The 15,990-nt window shown below is 58.9% G+C and carries 15 protein-coding genes; 9 read left to right on the forward strand and 6 right to left on the reverse strand.

Annotated elements, in window-relative coordinates:
• The first annotated feature begins 113 nt into the window (after positions 1–113).
• The gene (locus TM5383_RS01850; protein ID WP_082645360.1) at positions 114–1,118 is read left to right on the forward strand and encodes a GlxA family transcriptional regulator; all 1,005 of its coding nucleotides are present in this window, start codon (positions 114–116) and stop codon (positions 1,116–1,118) included.
• Positions 1,119–1,217: 99 nt separating this feature from the next.
• Here TM5383_RS01850 and TM5383_RS01855 read toward each other — a convergent pair whose 3' ends face one another.
• Complete coding sequence (locus tag TM5383_RS01855) at positions 1,218–2,435, reverse strand: PQQ-dependent sugar dehydrogenase (protein ID WP_231724989.1); 1,218 nt, start codon at positions 2,433–2,435, stop codon at positions 1,218–1,220.
• A gap of 310 nt (positions 2,436–2,745) precedes the next feature.
• Here TM5383_RS01855 and TM5383_RS01860 point away from each other — a divergent pair, with 310 nt between their 5' ends.
• The 6 genes from TM5383_RS01860 to TM5383_RS01885 all read left to right on the forward strand — a co-directional run bounded on the left by TM5383_RS01860 (position 2,746) and on the right by TM5383_RS01885 (position 8,617).
• Positions 2,746–3,936, forward strand: coding sequence for an ABC transporter substrate-binding protein (locus TM5383_RS01860; protein WP_058317350.1), 1,191 nt, complete (start codon positions 2,746–2,748; stop codon positions 3,934–3,936).
• Positions 3,937–4,033: 97 nt separating this feature from the next.
• A complete protein-coding gene (locus TM5383_RS01865; RefSeq protein ID WP_058317421.1) occupies positions 4,034–4,816 on the forward strand; it encodes an ABC transporter ATP-binding protein in 783 nt (260 codons plus the stop codon).
• On the forward strand, positions 4,813–5,439 hold the full coding sequence (locus tag TM5383_RS01870) for a hypothetical protein (protein ID WP_143570284.1): 627 nt from the start codon (positions 4,813–4,815) through the stop codon (positions 5,437–5,439). The genes TM5383_RS01865 and TM5383_RS01870 overlap by 4 nt, the downstream gene beginning before the upstream one ends.
• The gene (locus TM5383_RS01875; RefSeq protein ID WP_197407349.1) at positions 5,436–6,260 is read left to right on the forward strand and encodes an ABC transporter ATP-binding protein; all 825 of its coding nucleotides are present in this window, start codon (positions 5,436–5,438) and stop codon (positions 6,258–6,260) included. The genes TM5383_RS01870 and TM5383_RS01875 overlap by 4 nt, the downstream gene beginning before the upstream one ends.
• A gap of 3 nt (positions 6,261–6,263) precedes the next feature.
• Positions 6,264–7,274: a branched-chain amino acid ABC transporter permease gene (locus TM5383_RS01880; protein ID WP_058317352.1), complete on the forward strand. Its 1,011-nt coding sequence runs from the start codon at positions 6,264–6,266 to the stop codon at positions 7,272–7,274.
• The gene (locus TM5383_RS01885) at positions 7,271–8,617 is read left to right on the forward strand and encodes a branched-chain amino acid ABC transporter permease (RefSeq protein ID WP_058317353.1); all 1,347 of its coding nucleotides are present in this window, start codon (positions 7,271–7,273) and stop codon (positions 8,615–8,617) included. The genes TM5383_RS01880 and TM5383_RS01885 overlap by 4 nt, the downstream gene beginning before the upstream one ends.
• Positions 8,618–8,672: 55 nt before the next feature.
• Here TM5383_RS01885 and TM5383_RS01890 read toward each other — a convergent pair whose 3' ends face one another.
• Positions 8,673–9,698, reverse strand: a complete 1,026-nt coding sequence (locus TM5383_RS01890) for a YeiH family protein (RefSeq protein WP_058317354.1) — start codon at positions 9,696–9,698, stop codon at positions 8,673–8,675.
• An 81-nt stretch (positions 9,699–9,779) separates the two neighbouring features.
• Between TM5383_RS01890 and TM5383_RS01895 the strand changes: the two genes are divergently transcribed.
• Complete coding sequence (locus tag TM5383_RS01895; protein ID WP_058317355.1) at positions 9,780–10,658, forward strand: LysR family transcriptional regulator; 879 nt, start codon at positions 9,780–9,782, stop codon at positions 10,656–10,658.
• 4 nt (positions 10,659–10,662) lie between these two features.
• Here the strand turns inward: TM5383_RS01895 and TM5383_RS01900 are convergent, their stop codons facing one another.
• A complete protein-coding gene (locus TM5383_RS01900) occupies positions 10,663–12,207 on the reverse strand; it encodes a helicase HerA-like domain-containing protein (RefSeq protein WP_058317356.1) in 1,545 nt (514 codons plus the stop codon).
• Positions 12,208–12,670: 463 nt separating this feature from the next.
• On the opposite strand from TM5383_RS01900, the gene TM5383_RS01905 reads away from it, so the two are divergent.
• Positions 12,671–13,294, forward strand: a complete 624-nt coding sequence (locus tag TM5383_RS01905; RefSeq protein WP_058317357.1) for an invasion associated locus B family protein — start codon at positions 12,671–12,673, stop codon at positions 13,292–13,294.
• Between the two features lie 74 nt (positions 13,295–13,368).
• Here TM5383_RS01905 and TM5383_RS01910 read toward each other — a convergent pair whose 3' ends face one another.
• Genes TM5383_RS01910 through lpxD form a run of 3 tightly spaced genes read right to left on the reverse strand, consistent with a single transcriptional unit; the run spans position 13,369 to position 15,971 of the window.
• Positions 13,369–14,577 carry a beta-ketoacyl-[acyl-carrier-protein] synthase family protein gene (locus tag TM5383_RS01910; protein WP_058317423.1) on the reverse strand — a complete coding sequence of 403 codons (1,209 nt, stop codon included), beginning with the start codon at positions 14,575–14,577 and terminating at the stop codon, positions 13,369–13,371.
• 8 nt (positions 14,578–14,585) lie between these two features.
• The gene (locus tag TM5383_RS01915; RefSeq protein WP_058317358.1) at positions 14,586–14,846 is read right to left on the reverse strand and encodes an acyl carrier protein; all 261 of its coding nucleotides are present in this window, start codon (positions 14,844–14,846) and stop codon (positions 14,586–14,588) included.
• 33 nt (positions 14,847–14,879) lie between these two features.
• Positions 14,880–15,971 carry a UDP-3-O-(3-hydroxymyristoyl)glucosamine N-acyltransferase gene (gene lpxD / locus TM5383_RS01920; protein ID WP_058317359.1) on the reverse strand — a complete coding sequence of 364 codons (1,092 nt, stop codon included), beginning with the start codon at positions 15,969–15,971 and terminating at the stop codon, positions 14,880–14,882.
• Positions 15,972–15,990: the final 19 nt, after the last annotated feature.

Genomic DNA, 15,990 nt, shown 5'->3' on the forward strand with positions numbered 1-15,990 from the left:
TGCGACATCTCTGGTCTGGCTAAGCTGCTCCGTTACGTGGCGTCCTTTTCTGAATGGGGCGCATGGTATAGGCTATGCTTAACGGATCTTTAGCCCACTCTAAGGACGACTAAATGGAAACAACCCGCCCCGCCCGTGCTGGCCGTAGCGATGGAAGCACCCCGATCAAGGTCGTGTTTGTATTGCTAGAGCAGTTTACATTGCTGCCTTTTGCGTCGGCATTGGATTGCCTTCGGATTGCTAACTACACCGCTGGCAAGGAACTCTATTCATGGGAGTTGCAGGGCGAAGGCGGCGAAAGCGTGACCTCTTCTGCAGGTGTGGCATTCCAGCTGGACAGCGATCTGGGGGAATTGGGGCGCGATGATCGTTTGTTGCTATGTGGGGGCGTGAATGTACGCCAGAACACATCCAAACGGCTGGTGTCCTGGCTGCGCCGCGAGGCGCGCAAGGGGATTGCGGTCGGCAGTCTATGTACCGGTGCCTATTCGCTGGCGCATGCGGGTTTGCTAGATGGCAAGCGGGCAACAATTCACTGGGAACATCAAGACAGCTTTGAAGAAGAGTTTGTTGATGTCGAACTGACCAAATCGGTCTTTGTCGTTTCCGGCAACCGGATGACTGCGGCAGGCGGCACGGCCTCGCTGGATTTGATGCTGTCGCTGATTGCGTCTGACCACGGTGAAGAGCTGGCGAATGCGGTGGCGGATCAGCTGATCTATTCGTCGATCCGTACAGACCAAGATCCGCTGCGCCTGTCGGTGCCCACCCGTATCGGCGTGCGCCACCCCAAGCTAAGCCAAGTCATTCAGATGATGGAAGCCAACATGGAAGAGCCGATCAGCCCCTCCCTGCTGGCCAAAGACGTGGGTATGTCCACCCGTCAGCTGGAACGGCTGTTTCGCCGCTATCTGAACCGCAGCCCTAAGCGTTATTATATGGAGCTGCGCCTGCAGAAAGCGCGGAACCTGTTGATGCAAACGGATATGAGTGTGATTAACGTCGCGCTGGCCTGTGGCTTTGCCTCACCTTCGCATTTCTCCAAATGCTACCGGTCGCATTACAACACCACGCCATACCGTGAACGCGGCAGCCAGATGGCGCGCTTGCCTGATTGATCACTTTTCTAAGTGATATCGGTCGGGCCTATTTTATGGCGAACCCTGCTAGAATAATGGGGCAGTATTGCCCCATCTCTTCAGTGCAGAAACAACAGCTTAGCGGCGCGATAACCGATATAGCGCGCCGTTCCCCTCACTAAGAAACCACAGGGCCCCATCAGGACCGACGCGCACATCGCGCACCCGATCGGTTTCCGGTGTTTGAATGCGGCTTTCGGTGATGCCCGTCGCATTTTGCCCAAAGGCGCTGCCAAAGACACCGCCGACCTGTCCCCGATTGCGCCCGCTGAGGTGGGCGATGTGGTCCAGCTTCAGCGATCCGATGAACAAATCGCCGCGCCATTCAGGGAACATTTTGCCATCATAGATCGCCAAGCCCGATGGGGCGATAGAAGGGTCCCAATAGTGTTGCGGTTGTTCCATCCCGCGCTTTGCAGTGCCCTGCCCGATCTTGCGGCCGTTGTAGTGGCGGCCATATGAAATCACTGGCCAGCCGTAGTTCAGCCCCGGGCTAAGCCGGTTTATTTCATCGCCGCCACGTGCGCCATGTTCGGATGTCCACAGCTGTCCGCCCGCGTCCAGTGCTGCGCCCTGCGGATTGCGATGGCCCAGAGACCAAATTTCGTGGCGCCCTTTGCGGCGCATGTTGAAAGGGTTCCCGTCGGGAATTGCGCCATCCTGCGTTAGGCGCAACACCTTGCCCCACAGCGATGATGTATTCTGCGCTTCGTTGCGTGCGCCCATGTCACCGATGGTTAAAAACAGATGGTCGCGCCCCTGCAACGCCAGCCGCCCGCCGAAATGGCGACCCGTGTCGTTGCCGCGGGTGTCGCTAAATATCTGGGTGACGTTTTGCAGTGTGTTTTCTGTAGGGCGCAGCTCCGCACGGCTAACGGCAACCCCGATCCCGCCGGGCAACTGACGTGTGTAGCTGATGAAAATGTGGTGGCTCGTGGCATAATCAGCAGCCACGGCAACATCCAGCAGGCCACCCTGCCCCACGGCTTCGATGTCGGGCAGTCCGCCTATATTGACTTTGCTCCCTTGTGGGCTGACCCGTAGCAGTTCACCACTGCGTTCAGTGATCAGCATGTTGCCGTTCGGTAGGAATGCCAGGGACCAAGGGACATCAAAACCCTCTGCCATCTGTTCGATGCGATACTCCACACCTGTAGCGGCATGGGCGCTGGGCGCACCAATAGGTGTGGTCACAGCTGCCGTGGTGAACCCCAGTCCGACGATCATCCCCACGCGCAACGCATTGCGCAATATCGTGCGACGATTTTGCGGGCGGTCATTGTTGCGGGGTAGCATCTGATTCTCCTGTAGCTTGGCTTGCGTTGCGGTGTTGTTGCGTCAGATAGTTTAAATGTCAGACATTTCAAACCTACGCTGTCGTATACGCCCGACACGCATCGGTAGCTGGGCGACAGTTTTGGTCGGCTGTGCGACATGTGCGCGGTCGTGGATCGATTTCGGCCCCAGTAGCGTAAGGAGCAGAGATAAATTTGCACCCCATGATACCCGATTTTTACGGTGTTTTCATGCTGCTCTGCGCTTTTCTTTTCCGAAATCGAGGGATAGTGTCGACTCGATAATTACACTGCCAACTTGGGAGAAGATCATGAAAAAGTTTTTGATGGCATCGGCCGCGACCGCATTGATGGCAGGCGGCGCAATGGCAGATGGCCACAGCGTAAAGCTGGGCGTTATGCTGGGCTTCACTGGCCCGATTGAATCGCTGACCCCTGCAATGGCTGCGGGCGCCGAACTGGCGATGAGCGAAGTCAGCGAAAGCGGCAAGCTGCTGGGCGGCAAGAAAGTCATGCCCGTACGTGCGGACTCGACCTGTGTGGACTCCGGTGCAGCGGCTGCAGCGGCTGAACGTCTGGTCACTTCTGACGGTGTCAAAGGTATCATGGGTGCTGACTGTTCCGGCGTGACCGGCGCCGTTCTGTCGAACGTTGCCCTGCCGAACGGCGTTGTGATGATTTCGCCCTCGGCGACCTCGCCGGCGCTGTCGACTGCCGAAGATGACGGCCTGTTCTTCCGCACCGCGCCTTCTGATGAACGTCAAGGTCAGGTTCTGGCTCAGGTTCTGCAAGAGCGCGGCATCTCCGAAGTTGCCGTGACCTACACCAACAACGACTACGGCAAAGGTCTGGCTGACAGCTTCTCGGCGGCGTTTGTTGCTGCTGGCGGTTCGATCACCGCAACCACTGCACACGAAGACGGCAAAGCAGACTACTCTGCCGAAGTTGGCGCACTGGCCGCCGCTGGTGGCGACGCACTGGTCGTTGCTGGTTACGTTGACCAAGGTGGCCCCGGCGTGATCCGCGCTGCACTGGACACCGGTGCGTTTGACACCTTTGCTCTGCCCGATGGCATGATCGGTGCAGCACTGGAAGAAACCTTTGGTGACGAAATCGACGGCTCCATCGGCACCGTTCCCGGTTCCGACGCGGCTGACGCATCGATGGTTGTTGAAAAAGTGACCGCCATGGGCGTTGACGCTTCCGGTCCTTACGTCGGCGAAAGCTATGACGCAGCTGCGCTGATCATGCTGGCCATGCAGGCCGCTGGTTCGGTTGAGCCGGGCGACTACAAAGCCAAAGTTGAAATGGTTGCCAACGCTCCGGGTGAAAAAATCTACCCGGGTGAGCTGGCCAAAGGTCTGGAAATCCTGGCCGCTGGTGGCGACATCGACTACGTCGGTGCGACCGCTGTAGAACTGATCGGTCCCGGTGAAGCCGCAGGCGGCTACCGTGAGATCGAACTGAAAGGTGGCAAGATCGAAACGGTTAAGTTCCGTTAATCTAACCACTTTCTTTTGAACCAAGTCAGCCCGGCCACTGTGCCGGGCTGTGCTATATCAACAACGGTGCAAAATGCACCAAGACGGGGGACTGCTGATGATCGTCGTAGAAGACGTCCATAAGCATTTCGGGGGATTTCGCGCCGTGGATGGCGCGTCACTCACCATTGAGAAGGGCTCCATCACCGGGCTGATCGGCCCGAATGGCGCGGGCAAGACCACATTGTTCAACACCATTGCCGGTGTTCTGCCGCCGACATCGGGCCGTATCCTGATGGATGGTGAAGATATCACCGGGCTGGCACCGCATGAGTTGTTCCACAAGGGGCTACTGCGGACCTTCCAGATCGCGCATGAGTTCCATTCGATGACCTGCCGCGAAAACCTGATGATGGTGCCGGGTGGCCAGTCGGGCGAAACGCTGTGGAACACATGGTTTGGCCGCAAACGCATCGCGGATGAGGAGCGCGCGCTGCGTGCCAAGGCCGACGAAGTGCTGGAATTTCTGACCATCAGCCATATCGCAGATCTGAAGGCGGGTGAGATTTCGGGCGGTCAGAAAAAGCTGCTGGAACTGGGCCGCACCATGATGGTGGATGCCAAAATCGTCTTTCTGGACGAAGTGGGCGCCGGTGTGAACCGCACCCTGCTGTACACCATTGCAGACGCGATCAAGCAGCTGAACGAAGAACGTGGCTACACCTTCGTGGTGATTGAACACGACATGGACTTCATCGAACGCCTGTGCAACCCGGTCATCTGCATGGCCGAGGGCAAGGTTCTGGCCGAGGGAACCCTGGCCGAGATCAAGGCGAACGAACAGGTGATCGAGGCCTATCTGGGTACCGGCCTGAAAAACAAGGACAAGGTGGGCGCATGATCGGTTTAGGTCGAATTGCGCTGTTGCTCGGTGTTCTGAGTACTCCTGCGGCTGCAAGCGCGCAGGAGGTTGTTGGAACGTCTGCTGTCGGCGGAAAACGTGTGCACCTATACTCTGACGGAACGTGGGAATACGCCAAGGAAAGCGGCGAAGTCTCTAGGTGTGTTGCTTTGCACAAGAGCGTCGATTTTTGCGGCAGCATCTTGAATTGGCGACCGGTCAAGGCGCGCGGCGACTTTAGCAACATGTTCCTTCACTCGGATCGTATTCAATCAGGTCTGCTGATCGAAGAACTGGGCACCAATGATGGGTTTTCGGTTGAATATATGCGAACCGTCGCGCTTGAGGCTGCCGCCGAAGCAAGCGGTGTCGATGTCAGCCAGATCCCTGTATTGGGCTTCTATGACGTGCAAATTGGCGAAACGGCCGCGGAAAACATGGTTTATGGCGCCAGCATTGATGGCCTCAAAATCGTTTATTCCAACACTATCATCGTCGCAGATACCCTGACATTGCAGGCAATTGTCTGGTCGATTGGCGACGACTACACAGAAGAACACCAAAAGTGGAACGCCGATTTTCTTGAAAATCTGCGTGTACGCACTGAAGGCGAAAAACTATGACGAACAATCCCTACCAGGATGATCGTGGCAACAAGGATGCGACGATCACCAAACCAGGCACGGGCACGGTTGTCGAAGCAACCGGTACCGATCATGCCATGAGTACAGAAAACGCCTTTCTGATCGGCGACAGCATGACTGGCGGCTATGGCAAATCCGGCCCCGACATCCTGCACGATTGCACCATCGCGGTGAACAAGGGCGAAATCGCCGTCATCGTCGGCCCGAACGGCGCTGGCAAATCGACCGCGATGAAGGCCACCTTTGGCATGCTGCATCTGCGTCAGGGCTCGGTCCGGCTTGATGGTCGCGACATCACCGACCTGACGCCGCAGGCCCGTGTGGCCGCTGGCATGGGGTTCGTGCCGCAGACATCGAACATCTTCACCTCGATGACGGTGGAGGAAAACCTTGAGATGGGTGCTTTCATCCGCAAGGACGATTTCCGCGACACCATCGCGCAGATCTATGACCTGTTTCCGATCCTGAAGGAAAAACGCAATCAGGCAGCGGGTGAACTCTCTGGTGGTCAGCGTCAGCAGGTGGCCGTGGGCCGCGCACTGATGACCCAGCCCAAGGTTCTCTTGTTGGATGAGCCGACCGCAGGCGTATCCCCCATCGTGATGGATGAGCTGTTTGATCGAATCATCGAGGTGGCGCGCACCGGTATTTCCATCCTGATGGTGGAACAGAACGCCCGCCAAGCGCTTGAAATCGCTGACAAAGGATATGTCCTCGTCACCGGCCGCAACGCCCACACCGGAACCGGCAAAGACCTGCTGGCCGATCCGGAAGTGCGCCAATCTTTCCTAGGGGGTTAAAACATGGACTTCCTGAACGCCCTTGTGGTGCTTTCCAACTTTGTGCTGATCCCAGCCGTTGCCTATGGCAGCCAGCTGGCGCTTGGCGCGCTTGGCGTGACGCTGATCTACGGCATCTTGCGCTTTTCCAACTTTGCCCATGGCGACACCATGGCCTTTGGCACCATGCTTGTGGTGCTGATCACTTACCTGTTCCAGAGCTGGGGCATCAGCCTTGGCCCGCTGCCAACCGCGCTTTTGGCCCTGCCCTTCGGGATCCTCGGCTGTATGCTGCTGGTGCTGTTCACCGACCGCGCGGTTTACCGGTTCTACCGCCAGCAAAAGGCGAAGCCGGTTGTGCTGGTGATCGTGTCGATGGGCGTGATGTTTATCATGAACGGTCTGGTGCGTTTCATCATTGGCCCGAACGATCAACGCTTTGCCGATGGTGAACGGTTCATCATTTCTGTGCGTGAATTCAAACAGTTGACCGGCCTGTCCGAAGGTCTGGCCATTCGCACCACCCAAGGCATCACCGTTGTCACGGCGATCATCGTGGTGGCGCTGCTGTTCTGGTTCCTGAACCGCACCCGTACTGGTAAATCCATGCGTGCCTATTCCGATAACGAGGATCTGGCGCTCTTGTCCGGTATCAACCCGGAACGTGTGGTGCTGTACACTTGGCTGATCGTTGCGGCACTGGCCACGGTTGCGGGCACGCTTTACGGTCTGGATAAGACGTTCAAACCCTTCACCTATTTCCAGCTGCTGCTGCCCATCTTTGCCGCCGCCATCGTGGGTGGGCTTGGCAACCCGCTGGGCGCCATCGCAGGTGGCTTTGTCATCGCCTTTTCCGAGGTGACGATCACCTACGCCTGGAAGAAAGTGCTTAAATATCTGCTGCCGGAAAATCTGGAACCCTCCAGCCTGATGCAGCTGATCTCTACCGACTATAAATTCGCTGTCAGCTTTGCGATCCTGGTGATCGTGCTGCTGTTCAAGCCGACCGGTCTGTTCAAAGGAAAATCGGTATGAGCGAGACAACCAAAAACATCGGGCTGTTTGCCCTTGTCGCCTGTCTGTTTGTGCTGACAGGTTTCATGCAGAGCTGGAACGCCTCGCTGACCATCCTCAACATGGCGCTGATCAGTGCGATCATGGCCTTGGGGGTGAACCTGCAATGGGGCTTTGCTGGTCTGTTCAACGTGGGTGTCATGGGTTTTGTCGCCCTTGGTGGTCTGGCGACTGTTCTGATCGGTGCCAAACCGGTTGAGGGGGCGTGGTCCGCAGGTGGTTTCCAGATTCTTCTGGCACTGGTGCTGGGTGCGGCGACCGTCGTGGCGGCCATTCTGGCCTATGCAAAGCTGACCAAAGGTCGAATGCGCAACATTGGTGTCGTGGCGATTCTGTTGGTCGGCTTCTTCATCTATCGTGGTGTGTTCGATCCCGGTGTTGCGGCGGTTGAGGCGATCAACCCTGCCACCAACGGCAACCTTGGTGGTTTGAACTGGCTGGCAGCTGCGCGTGACAGTGACGTGCGTAGCGCTGACCTGTTTGTTCTGCTGGCATGGCCCGTCGGTGGTCTGCTGGCCGCTGGGGCTGCGTGGATCATCGGTAAAACCGCGCTTGGTCTGCGATCAGACTACCTTGCCATCGCGACGCTGGGCATTGCCGAGATCATCATCGCCATCATGAAGAACGAAGATTGGCTGGCCCGCGGCGTGAAAAACGTATCCGGCTTGCCGCGTCCTGTACCCTATGAGGTGACGTTGCAGGACAGCGCCAGCTTTGTAGAACGTGCAAATGCGCTGGGTCTGGATGCGACCACCGCCTCGACCCTCTGGGTTAAAACGCTCTATGCGGGGCTGTTCGCTGTTGTGCTGATCCTGATGCTGATCATGGCGCAGGCGGCGTTGAAATCGCCCTGGGGCCGGATGATGCGCGCAATCCGCGACAATGAGGTTGCGGCGCAGGCGATGGGCAAGGATGTCACCAAGCGGCACCTGCAAATCTTCATCCTCGGCTCTGCCATTTGTGGCATTGCGGGCGCGATGATGACGACGCTGGATGGTCAGCTGACCCCCGGCACCTATCAGCCGCTGCGCTTTACCTTCCTGATCTGGCTGATGGTCATTGTTGGCGGGTCCGGCAATAACTTCGGTGCGGTTCTGGGCGGCTTCCTGATCTACTTCCTATGGATTCAGGTGGAACCAATGGGCGCGTGGCTGATCGATGTTCTGACCTCGGGTCTGGCCGATGGCAATCCGGTGAAGGAACACCTGAAAGACGGTGTCGCCTATATGCGCCTGATGACCATGGGGATTGTTCTGCTCTTGGTGCTGCGGTTCAGCCCACGGGGTCTGATCCCGGAAAAATAAACCCAAGGCCGCCCTTAACGGGGCGGCCTTTTTCGTTGCTGCATGCGCCTGCGATTTAGCCTGCGATATAAACCAGTGCCAAGGCACCCAGCGTGACAAACACCGTCGCAAAAGCGCCCAGCAGCAAGGGCCGCAACCCTTCACGCCGCAGCGCCCCAATATCGGTGCTAAGCCCCATTGCCCCCAGCGCCATGGTCAGCAGGAAGGATGACGAATGCGCCGCCCCTGTCAGCACAGCATCAGGCAAACTCACGGTGGATCCCAGCACCATCATCGCCGCAAATCCCGCCACGAACAGTGGCAAAGGTGCGGGCGCTTTGCCCCCTGCCGTTGGTACCGCCGCACCTGCTGATCGGATCAGCACCACAATCAGCGGCGCCAGCAACAGAACACGGCTGAGTTTCGCCATCATCCCCCAGTGCTGCGCCTCCACGCTGTAGCTGTTGGTTGCGCCAACCACCTGCCCAACCTCATGGATCGCGGCACCGGCCCACAGGCCATAGCCCGCACCATCCAGACCCAGCGCCATTGCTGCCACAGGCAGCGCCAGCATCGACAGGGTGCCAAAGAGAGTCACACAGGCAATCGCATAGGCCAGATCGCTGCTGCGCGCAGGTCGCGCGCCCTGCACCGCCATGATCGCCGATGCCCCACACACCGCCGTGCCCGCGCCGATCAACCGCGACAGTCCCGCAGGCACGCCCAAGGCGCGGCCGACGAATTGCGTGCTGTAGTAGGTGGCGAACAACAGAACCGCGATGCCGATAAAAACCAGTGCCCCAGCCTGACAGATCTGCCCAAGGCTCAGCTGCAACCCTAACAGAACAATTCCCATCCGCATCAATGGACGCTGCGCCAGTGCAATACCACCCTCGGCCCAATCCATGCCGCCCAGCGTATTTCGCAAAGCGACGCCCATCAGCATCGCCAGAACCATCGGCCCCAGCAAGGGCACCGCCAGAATTGATTTCAACGCAATCGCAGCACCTGCCACGCTGGCAACAAACACCAATCCCGGCAGGGCCGAGGTGATTTGTTTTGCAATATGCGCATCGCTTGGGAAATTGTTCTGAACTGCCATAAGTAAACTGTGGCGCTGTTTAAGTGATCTTTCCAACGGAATGATCTTGTCAGAACAATCGAATTTAGTGATGAATGTTTTATGACCTTAGACCAGATCCGCATTTTCCTCGCTGTTGCTGAACGTGGCCACGTCACCCGCGCGGCAGAGGCGCTGAACATGACGCAATCCGCCGTCTCTGCCGCGATTGCGACGTTAGAGGCGACGTATGACGTGCGCCTGTTTGATCGCGTGGGGCGCGGTATTGCATTGACGCAGGCCGGACATGATTTCACGCCACAAGCCCGCGCATTGCTGCAAGAGGCGGCGATGACGAAACAGGCGCTGGCCGATCTGTCACAGGAAATTCGCGGACGCCTGCGGATTCAGGCCAGTCAGACGGTGGCCAGCTACTGGTTGCCGCCACGCTTGATGCGCCTGCACAGCCTGCATCCGGGGGTGCAGATTGATCTGGCCGTCGGCAACACCGCACAGGCGGCCGAGGCGGTCAGCGCAGGCACCGCTGATCTGGGGTTCGTCGAAGGCGCCCTGCCCGACAGCGACCTGCACCGCCGTGTGGTGGCGCGTGATGAATTGGTGCTGGTCATGGCACGGGATCATCCGATGGCACGCGCCGCACGGTTTGAGGCGCAGGATTACGTACAGATGCAATGGATCTTGCGTGAGTCGGGCAGTGGCACCCGCAGTGAGACGGAACTGCATCTGGCCGAAATGGGCCTGTCCGCCGCCAATCTGGATGTGGCATTAGAACTGCCCTCGAACGAGGCGGTGCTGGCTGCGGTCGCCGCAGGGCCGCAGGTGACGATGTTGTCGGCCCGTGCGGTGGGTGCTGCCAAGGGGCGCGGTTTGGCGATGCGGCGCGTTACCTGGGCGCCGCATCCGGCGCGGGTCTTTGCGGTGTTGACGCACCCCAAACGCTATCAATCCCGCGCAGTGCGGGCGCTGCTGGATCTGCTGTGAGGGCTTAGCGTCCCTTGAACAATCCACCCAGGATGCCGCGCACCAGACGGCGGCCTGTGGTGCCGCGCAACTCCTTGACCAATGCTTTGCCAAGGGCGCTGCCGATGGTGTCACCCTGCGCGCGGCTGCGTGTCACCCGGGATGAGGATCGGCCAACCCGTGACCCGCTAAAGCGTCGTGCAGATCGGTATTCCCGTTCCGCCACCTCGGCCTGTTCTTCGCGCTCTTCGGCTTTCTCGGCCTCGGCCTGTTCGGCGCGTTTGGCCAGCAGTTCATAGGCGCTTTCACGGTCCTGTGTCGTGTCATATTTCCCCGCCAACGAAGACGTAGCCATCACCTCTGCCCGTTCCGACGCCGTAATCGGCCCCAATTGCGACGATGGTGGGCGGATCAACGTACGTTCGACCACACCGGGCACGCCCTTCTTGGCCAGAACGGATGTCACCGCCTCACCCACGCCAACCTCTCGGATCGCCTCTTCGGTATCGAAGCGCGGATTGTCGCGATAGGTTTCCGCCGCCATGCGCAGCGCCTTGCGGTCGCGCGCGGTAAAGGCGCGCAGCGCGTGTTGTACGCGGTTGCCCAACTGGCCCAGAATATCCTCTGGCACGTCGTCGGGGTTCTGGGTGACAAAATACACGCCCACGCCCTTGGACCGGATCAGCCGTGCCACCTGTTCCACCTTATCGATCAGCGCCTTTGGGGCGTCTTCAAACAGCAGATGTGCCTCATCAAAGAAGAAGACCAGTTTGGGCTTATCCGGATCGCCCACCTCTGGCAGGGTTTCAAACAGTTCAGAAAGCAGCCACAGCAGGAAGGTCGCATAGAGGCGCGGTGATCCCATCAGTTGATCGGCGGCCAGAATGTTGATCTGGCCCCGCCCATCTGCGTCACAGCGCATCAGATCGCTAAGGTCCAGCGCCGGTTCCCCGAAAAGCTGCGTCGCGCCCTGATTTTCCAGCACCAACAGCCGCCGCTGGATCGCGCCGATGGAGGCGGTGGAGATGTTGCCGTAGCGCAGCGCCACGTCGGCGCGGTTTTCTCCTAGCCAGACCAGCATCGCTTGCAGATCCTTCAGATCCAGCAGCGCCAGCCCCTGTTCATCGGCAATGCGAAAGGCGATGTTCAGCACGCCCTCCTGCGCCTCGCTCAACTCCAGCAGGCGGGACAGCAACAGCGGCCCCATATCGGCGACCGTGGTGCGCACTGGATGGCCCTGCTCGCCAAACATATCCCAGAAGGTGACAGGAAAACCGGCGTAGGTGTAATCATCAAACCCGATTTTTGCCGCGCGATCCGTGAACGCCTGATGCAGTTTGAAATCCGCACGTCCGGCCTTGGCAAGGCCCGCCAGATCGCCCTTCACATCGGCCATGAACACAGGCACGCCAGCGGCGGAAAACCCTTCGGCCATGATCTGCAAGGTGACTGTTTTGCCGGTGCCGGTCGCGCCCGCGATCAGCCCGTGACGGTTTGCGTATTTCAACGACAGGAATTGCTGTTCGCCATAGTCCGCGCCGCCGCCACCGATAAAGAGTTTCTGGTCCACCTGAGGCCCCTGTCATTTTCGCATCGCGCCTGCGCGCGCTGCATAAGGAATTCATTAAGAGTGTCGCGCTATAGTGACCTTATCCAGCCGCCATGTCCATCGCGGGTGGATGACTTCCTCCCTGTCAGACTGGCCGCCCTGTGAACCGCAGGGCGGCTTTTTTTGTAAAAATTATAACACGGACTGTTGACGCCTAAAGCCAAACGTCCTAGCGTCCCCTTAATGACTAAGTCGGCCAGTCCGACGGGGAGCAAAAAACAGAATTAGGGGCCTGTCTGGCCCCTTTTTCTATGGGCTTTTTCAATTTCTTGCGATCCATTCCTGATCTTTTGCATCAATTCGTTGAAAGGCACGCGGCGGGTTTTCGCTGTTGCGGGCGGTGGCAGTGATAATCCACCCTTACTGTGGCGCTCTGGACGTGATAAATCAGGCCAGTACGCTTTAAGAACGGGTTGATATCCAAATGACTAAGTTGTCGAAATCCCTTACACTGATTGCCGCTCTGACCTGTGGTGCAGCTGCGATCGCACAGGAAGCCACGAACGTCGCGCCGGCAGATGCCGGCGCTGGGGAAACGCAACCCACCACCTCCGCTGCAGCCGGGACTGACCTGAGCCTGGGCACCCCAACCGCGCCGCAGCCGTATATCCGCGAAGAAAGTGGCGCATGGAAGCTGGAATGCTACCGTACCGGTCAGGAACAGGAGCCCTGCCAGTTGCTGCAGCCGCTATTCGGAGCCGAGGGCAACCAGGTCGCCAATGTACGGATCTTCCGCCTGCCAGAAGGTGAGCAAGCGGTGGCTGGTGCCGTGATCGCTGTGCCGCTGGAAACTATGCTGGGCGCTGGCTTGACCATTCTGGTCGATGCAAACGTGCCGCAGCGCTATCCGTTTTCCGTTTGTGACAAAGATGGCTGCTATGCCCGCATCGGCCTGACCCAACAGGACATTGATGCCTACAAACGTGGCGCCAATGCAATCGTATCGCTGGTGCCTTTCGTGGCGCCCGACCGTCGTGTTGACCTGAAAATGTCGCTGAGCGGCTTTACCGCCGGCTTTGACAAGGTCACGGCGACCCTGCAGCGCTAAGGCCTGTATTTGCAAAAGAAAGGCCGCGTCGGGATGTCCCGCGCGGCCTTTTTGTTTGTAGCGGTGCGCTCTGATCAGGCGCGTTTCAGCGCCAGAACCGCGTTCAACCCACCAAAGGCAAAGGCGTTGGACAGCACATAGTCCACCTTTGCCTCTCGTGCTTCGTTGGGAACCACGTCCAGCGCGCATTCGGGATCGGCCTCTTCATAACCGATCGTCGGCGCAATCACCCCGTCACGCAGCGCCATAATGCAAGCCAACAGCTCAACCGCACCGGTGCCGCCGATGAGGTGGCCGTGCATTGCCTTGGTCGAGGATATCATCAACTGATCCGCATGCGCCCCGAACACATCCGCCACCGCAGCGCATTCGGTTTTGTCATTTGCCGCCGTGCCGGTGCCATGGGCGTTGATATAGCCGACCTGATCGGCGTTGATGCCCGCATCCCGCAAGGCGCCGGAAATCGCCCGCGCCGCGCCCTGTTTCGATGGCATGACAATATCGCTGGCGTCAGAGGACATGGCAAACCCCGCCACCTCTGCCAGAATGTCGGCGCCGCGCGCTTTGGCGTGCTCGTAGTCCTCAAACACAAAGATCGCCGCGCCTTCGCCCTGCACCATGCCGTTGCGGTTGGCGCTGAAGGGGCGGCAGGCGTCCTTGGACATCACGCGCAACCCTTCCCAGGCTTTGACGCCGCCGAAGCACAGCATGGATTCAGATCCGCCGGTCACCATCGCCTTGGACATGCCAGAGCGTACCATGTTGAACGCCTGCGCCATCGCATGATTGGAACTGGCGCACGCTGTCGCGACGGTGAAGCTGGGCCCCTTGAGGTTAAACTCCATCGACACATGGCTGGCGGCGGCGTTGTTCATCAATTTGGGCACCACAAACGGATGCACCCGGTTTTTGCCGTCCTCATAGACCGTGCGGTAGTTGGCATCCAGTGTGGTCATCCCGCCGCCTGAATTGCCAAGGATCACGCCAGAGGTGGCGGCCAGATCGCCGGAAAACACCAGACCCGACTGTGCCAGTGCTTCGCGCGCGGCGATCAGGGTAAACTGGGTGAACCGGTCATAAAGCGCCAGCTGTTGACGGTTGAACCGTGTTTCAGCGTCGTAGCCTTTGACCTGCCCGCCGATCTTGATCGCCAGACGATCTACATCCTGAAATTCCAATTCGCCAATGCCGCAACGACCTTCGCGCATCGCTTCCAGCGTGGCGGGCACAGAGGCGCCAAGCGCGTTGATCGTGCCGGCGCCAGTGATCACAACACGGTTCATTGCGCGGGTCATTTCTTCTGCTCGGCCACCAGCTGCTCGATCCCTTTGATGATCGAGGCGACGGAGGAGATGTCAAAATCGCTCTGCTCTGGTTCGTTCGCGTTGAACGGCACCGAGATGTCAAAGGCCTCTTCAATCGCAAAGATGCTCTCAACCAGGCCAAGGCTGTCGATGCCCAGATCTTCTAGCGTGCTGTCCTCGGATACGTCGGACGGTTCCAGAACGGCTTGTTCTGCGATGATGGTGATTACCTGTTCCTTGATGCTCATGCCCAAGTTCCCTTCCCTCTCACTGAGGATGATTTAGTCATTCCCGTCCGCATTTAAAACCGCTTTCTTCAAAGCGGCCACGTCGCGGAACAGGCGGGGCAAGCGGCGTAGGCCTTTGTAGGCCTCTACGTGGCTCTCCATTTTCATCGCTGGATAGCCCAGCATAACGCGGCCTGCGGGCACATTGGCCAGCACTTTGGTGGCACCGCCGGTGATCACATGGTCGCCGATAAAGATGTTGTCGCTGACCCCAGTTTGACCACCTAGCACCACATTATGACCGATACGTGTCGATCCGGCGATACCGACCTGCGCGCAGATCAGCGTGTCATTGCCGACCTCGACGTTGTGGCCGATCTGGGCGAGGTTGTCGATTTTCACCCCGTTGCCAATGCGCGTGTCGCGCACGGTGCCGCAGTCGATACAGGCGTTGGCGCCCATTTCCACGTCATTGCCAACGCTGACAGAACCGAGGGAGTGGATGCGCGCATAGCTTTGTGCCTTGGCCTCACCCGCTTCGCCCAAAGAGTCGCGGACCTTTTCGACATTGGATTCCTCGGGCGTCACAAAGGAAAAACCATCACCGCCCACTGTGGCGCCGGGTTGTGCAATGAAGCGATCCCCGATGGTGACGCGGGCGCCGATTTTCACGCCTTCGCGCAGGAAACAGCCTTGCCCCAGCGTGGCGTCCATACCGATGAAACACTGCGGGCCGATGACAGATCCATCGCCAATTACGGCACCGGCAGCGATCACGGCCAGCGGGCCAACGGTGACATCCGCGCCCAGTTTCGCACTGGCATCAACAATGGCAGAGGGGTGAACGCCAGCGGCATATCCCTGCCCTGCATCCATCATCGCTGACAGGCCAGCCATCGCAAAGCGCGGGCGCGGTGCAACAATCGCCGCCTTCAACCCCAGCGCTTGCCAATCGGCACCGGCCCACAACATCGCCGCCTGTGCCTGACCCTCGGGCAGACCTTTGGCAAAGGCAGGCTTCATCGCCAGCGCCAGATCAGACGCTCCGGCCATCGCAGGTTCCGCTACACCGGTGATGGAAATAGAAACATCGCCAAAGGCCTCTGCCCCCAGCGATGCTGCAATATCTTTAACTGTAAAGCTCATGTCCTGCCCTCGGTAATCC

It is taken from the genome of Thalassovita mediterranea (assembly GCF_001458435.1).
GTDB classification, from domain to species: domain Bacteria; phylum Pseudomonadota; class Alphaproteobacteria; order Rhodobacterales; family Rhodobacteraceae; genus Thalassobius; species Thalassobius mediterraneus.

Coding starts and splice junctions, on each gene's coding strand:
- TM5383_RS01850 (WP_082645360.1), top strand. CDS start 114: ATGGAAACAACCCGCCCCGCCCGTGCTGGCCGTAGCGATGGAAGCACC.
- TM5383_RS01855 (WP_231724989.1), bottom strand. CDS start 2,435: ATGCTACCCCGCAACAATGACCGCCCGCAAAATCGTCGCACGATATTG.
- TM5383_RS01860 (WP_058317350.1), top strand. CDS start 2,746: ATGAAAAAGTTTTTGATGGCATCGGCCGCGACCGCATTGATGGCAGGC.
- TM5383_RS01865 (WP_058317421.1), top strand. CDS start 4,034: ATGATCGTCGTAGAAGACGTCCATAAGCATTTCGGGGGATTTCGCGCC.
- TM5383_RS01870 (WP_143570284.1), top strand. CDS start 4,813: ATGATCGGTTTAGGTCGAATTGCGCTGTTGCTCGGTGTTCTGAGTACT.
- TM5383_RS01875 (WP_197407349.1), top strand. CDS start 5,436: ATGACGAACAATCCCTACCAGGATGATCGTGGCAACAAGGATGCGACG.
- TM5383_RS01880 (WP_058317352.1), top strand. CDS start 6,264: ATGGACTTCCTGAACGCCCTTGTGGTGCTTTCCAACTTTGTGCTGATC.
- TM5383_RS01885 (WP_058317353.1), top strand. CDS start 7,271: ATGAGCGAGACAACCAAAAACATCGGGCTGTTTGCCCTTGTCGCCTGT.
- TM5383_RS01890 (WP_058317354.1), bottom strand. CDS start 9,698: ATGGCAGTTCAGAACAATTTCCCAAGCGATGCGCATATTGCAAAACAA.
- TM5383_RS01895 (WP_058317355.1), top strand. CDS start 9,780: ATGACCTTAGACCAGATCCGCATTTTCCTCGCTGTTGCTGAACGTGGC.
- TM5383_RS01905 (WP_058317357.1), top strand. CDS start 12,671: ATGACTAAGTTGTCGAAATCCCTTACACTGATTGCCGCTCTGACCTGT.
- TM5383_RS01910 (WP_058317423.1), bottom strand. CDS start 14,577: ATGAACCGTGTTGTGATCACTGGCGCCGGCACGATCAACGCGCTTGGC.
- TM5383_RS01915 (WP_058317358.1), bottom strand. CDS start 14,846: ATGAGCATCAAGGAACAGGTAATCACCATCATCGCAGAACAAGCCGTT.
- lpxD (WP_058317359.1), bottom strand. CDS start 15,971: ATGAGCTTTACAGTTAAAGATATTGCAGCATCGCTGGGGGCAGAGGCC.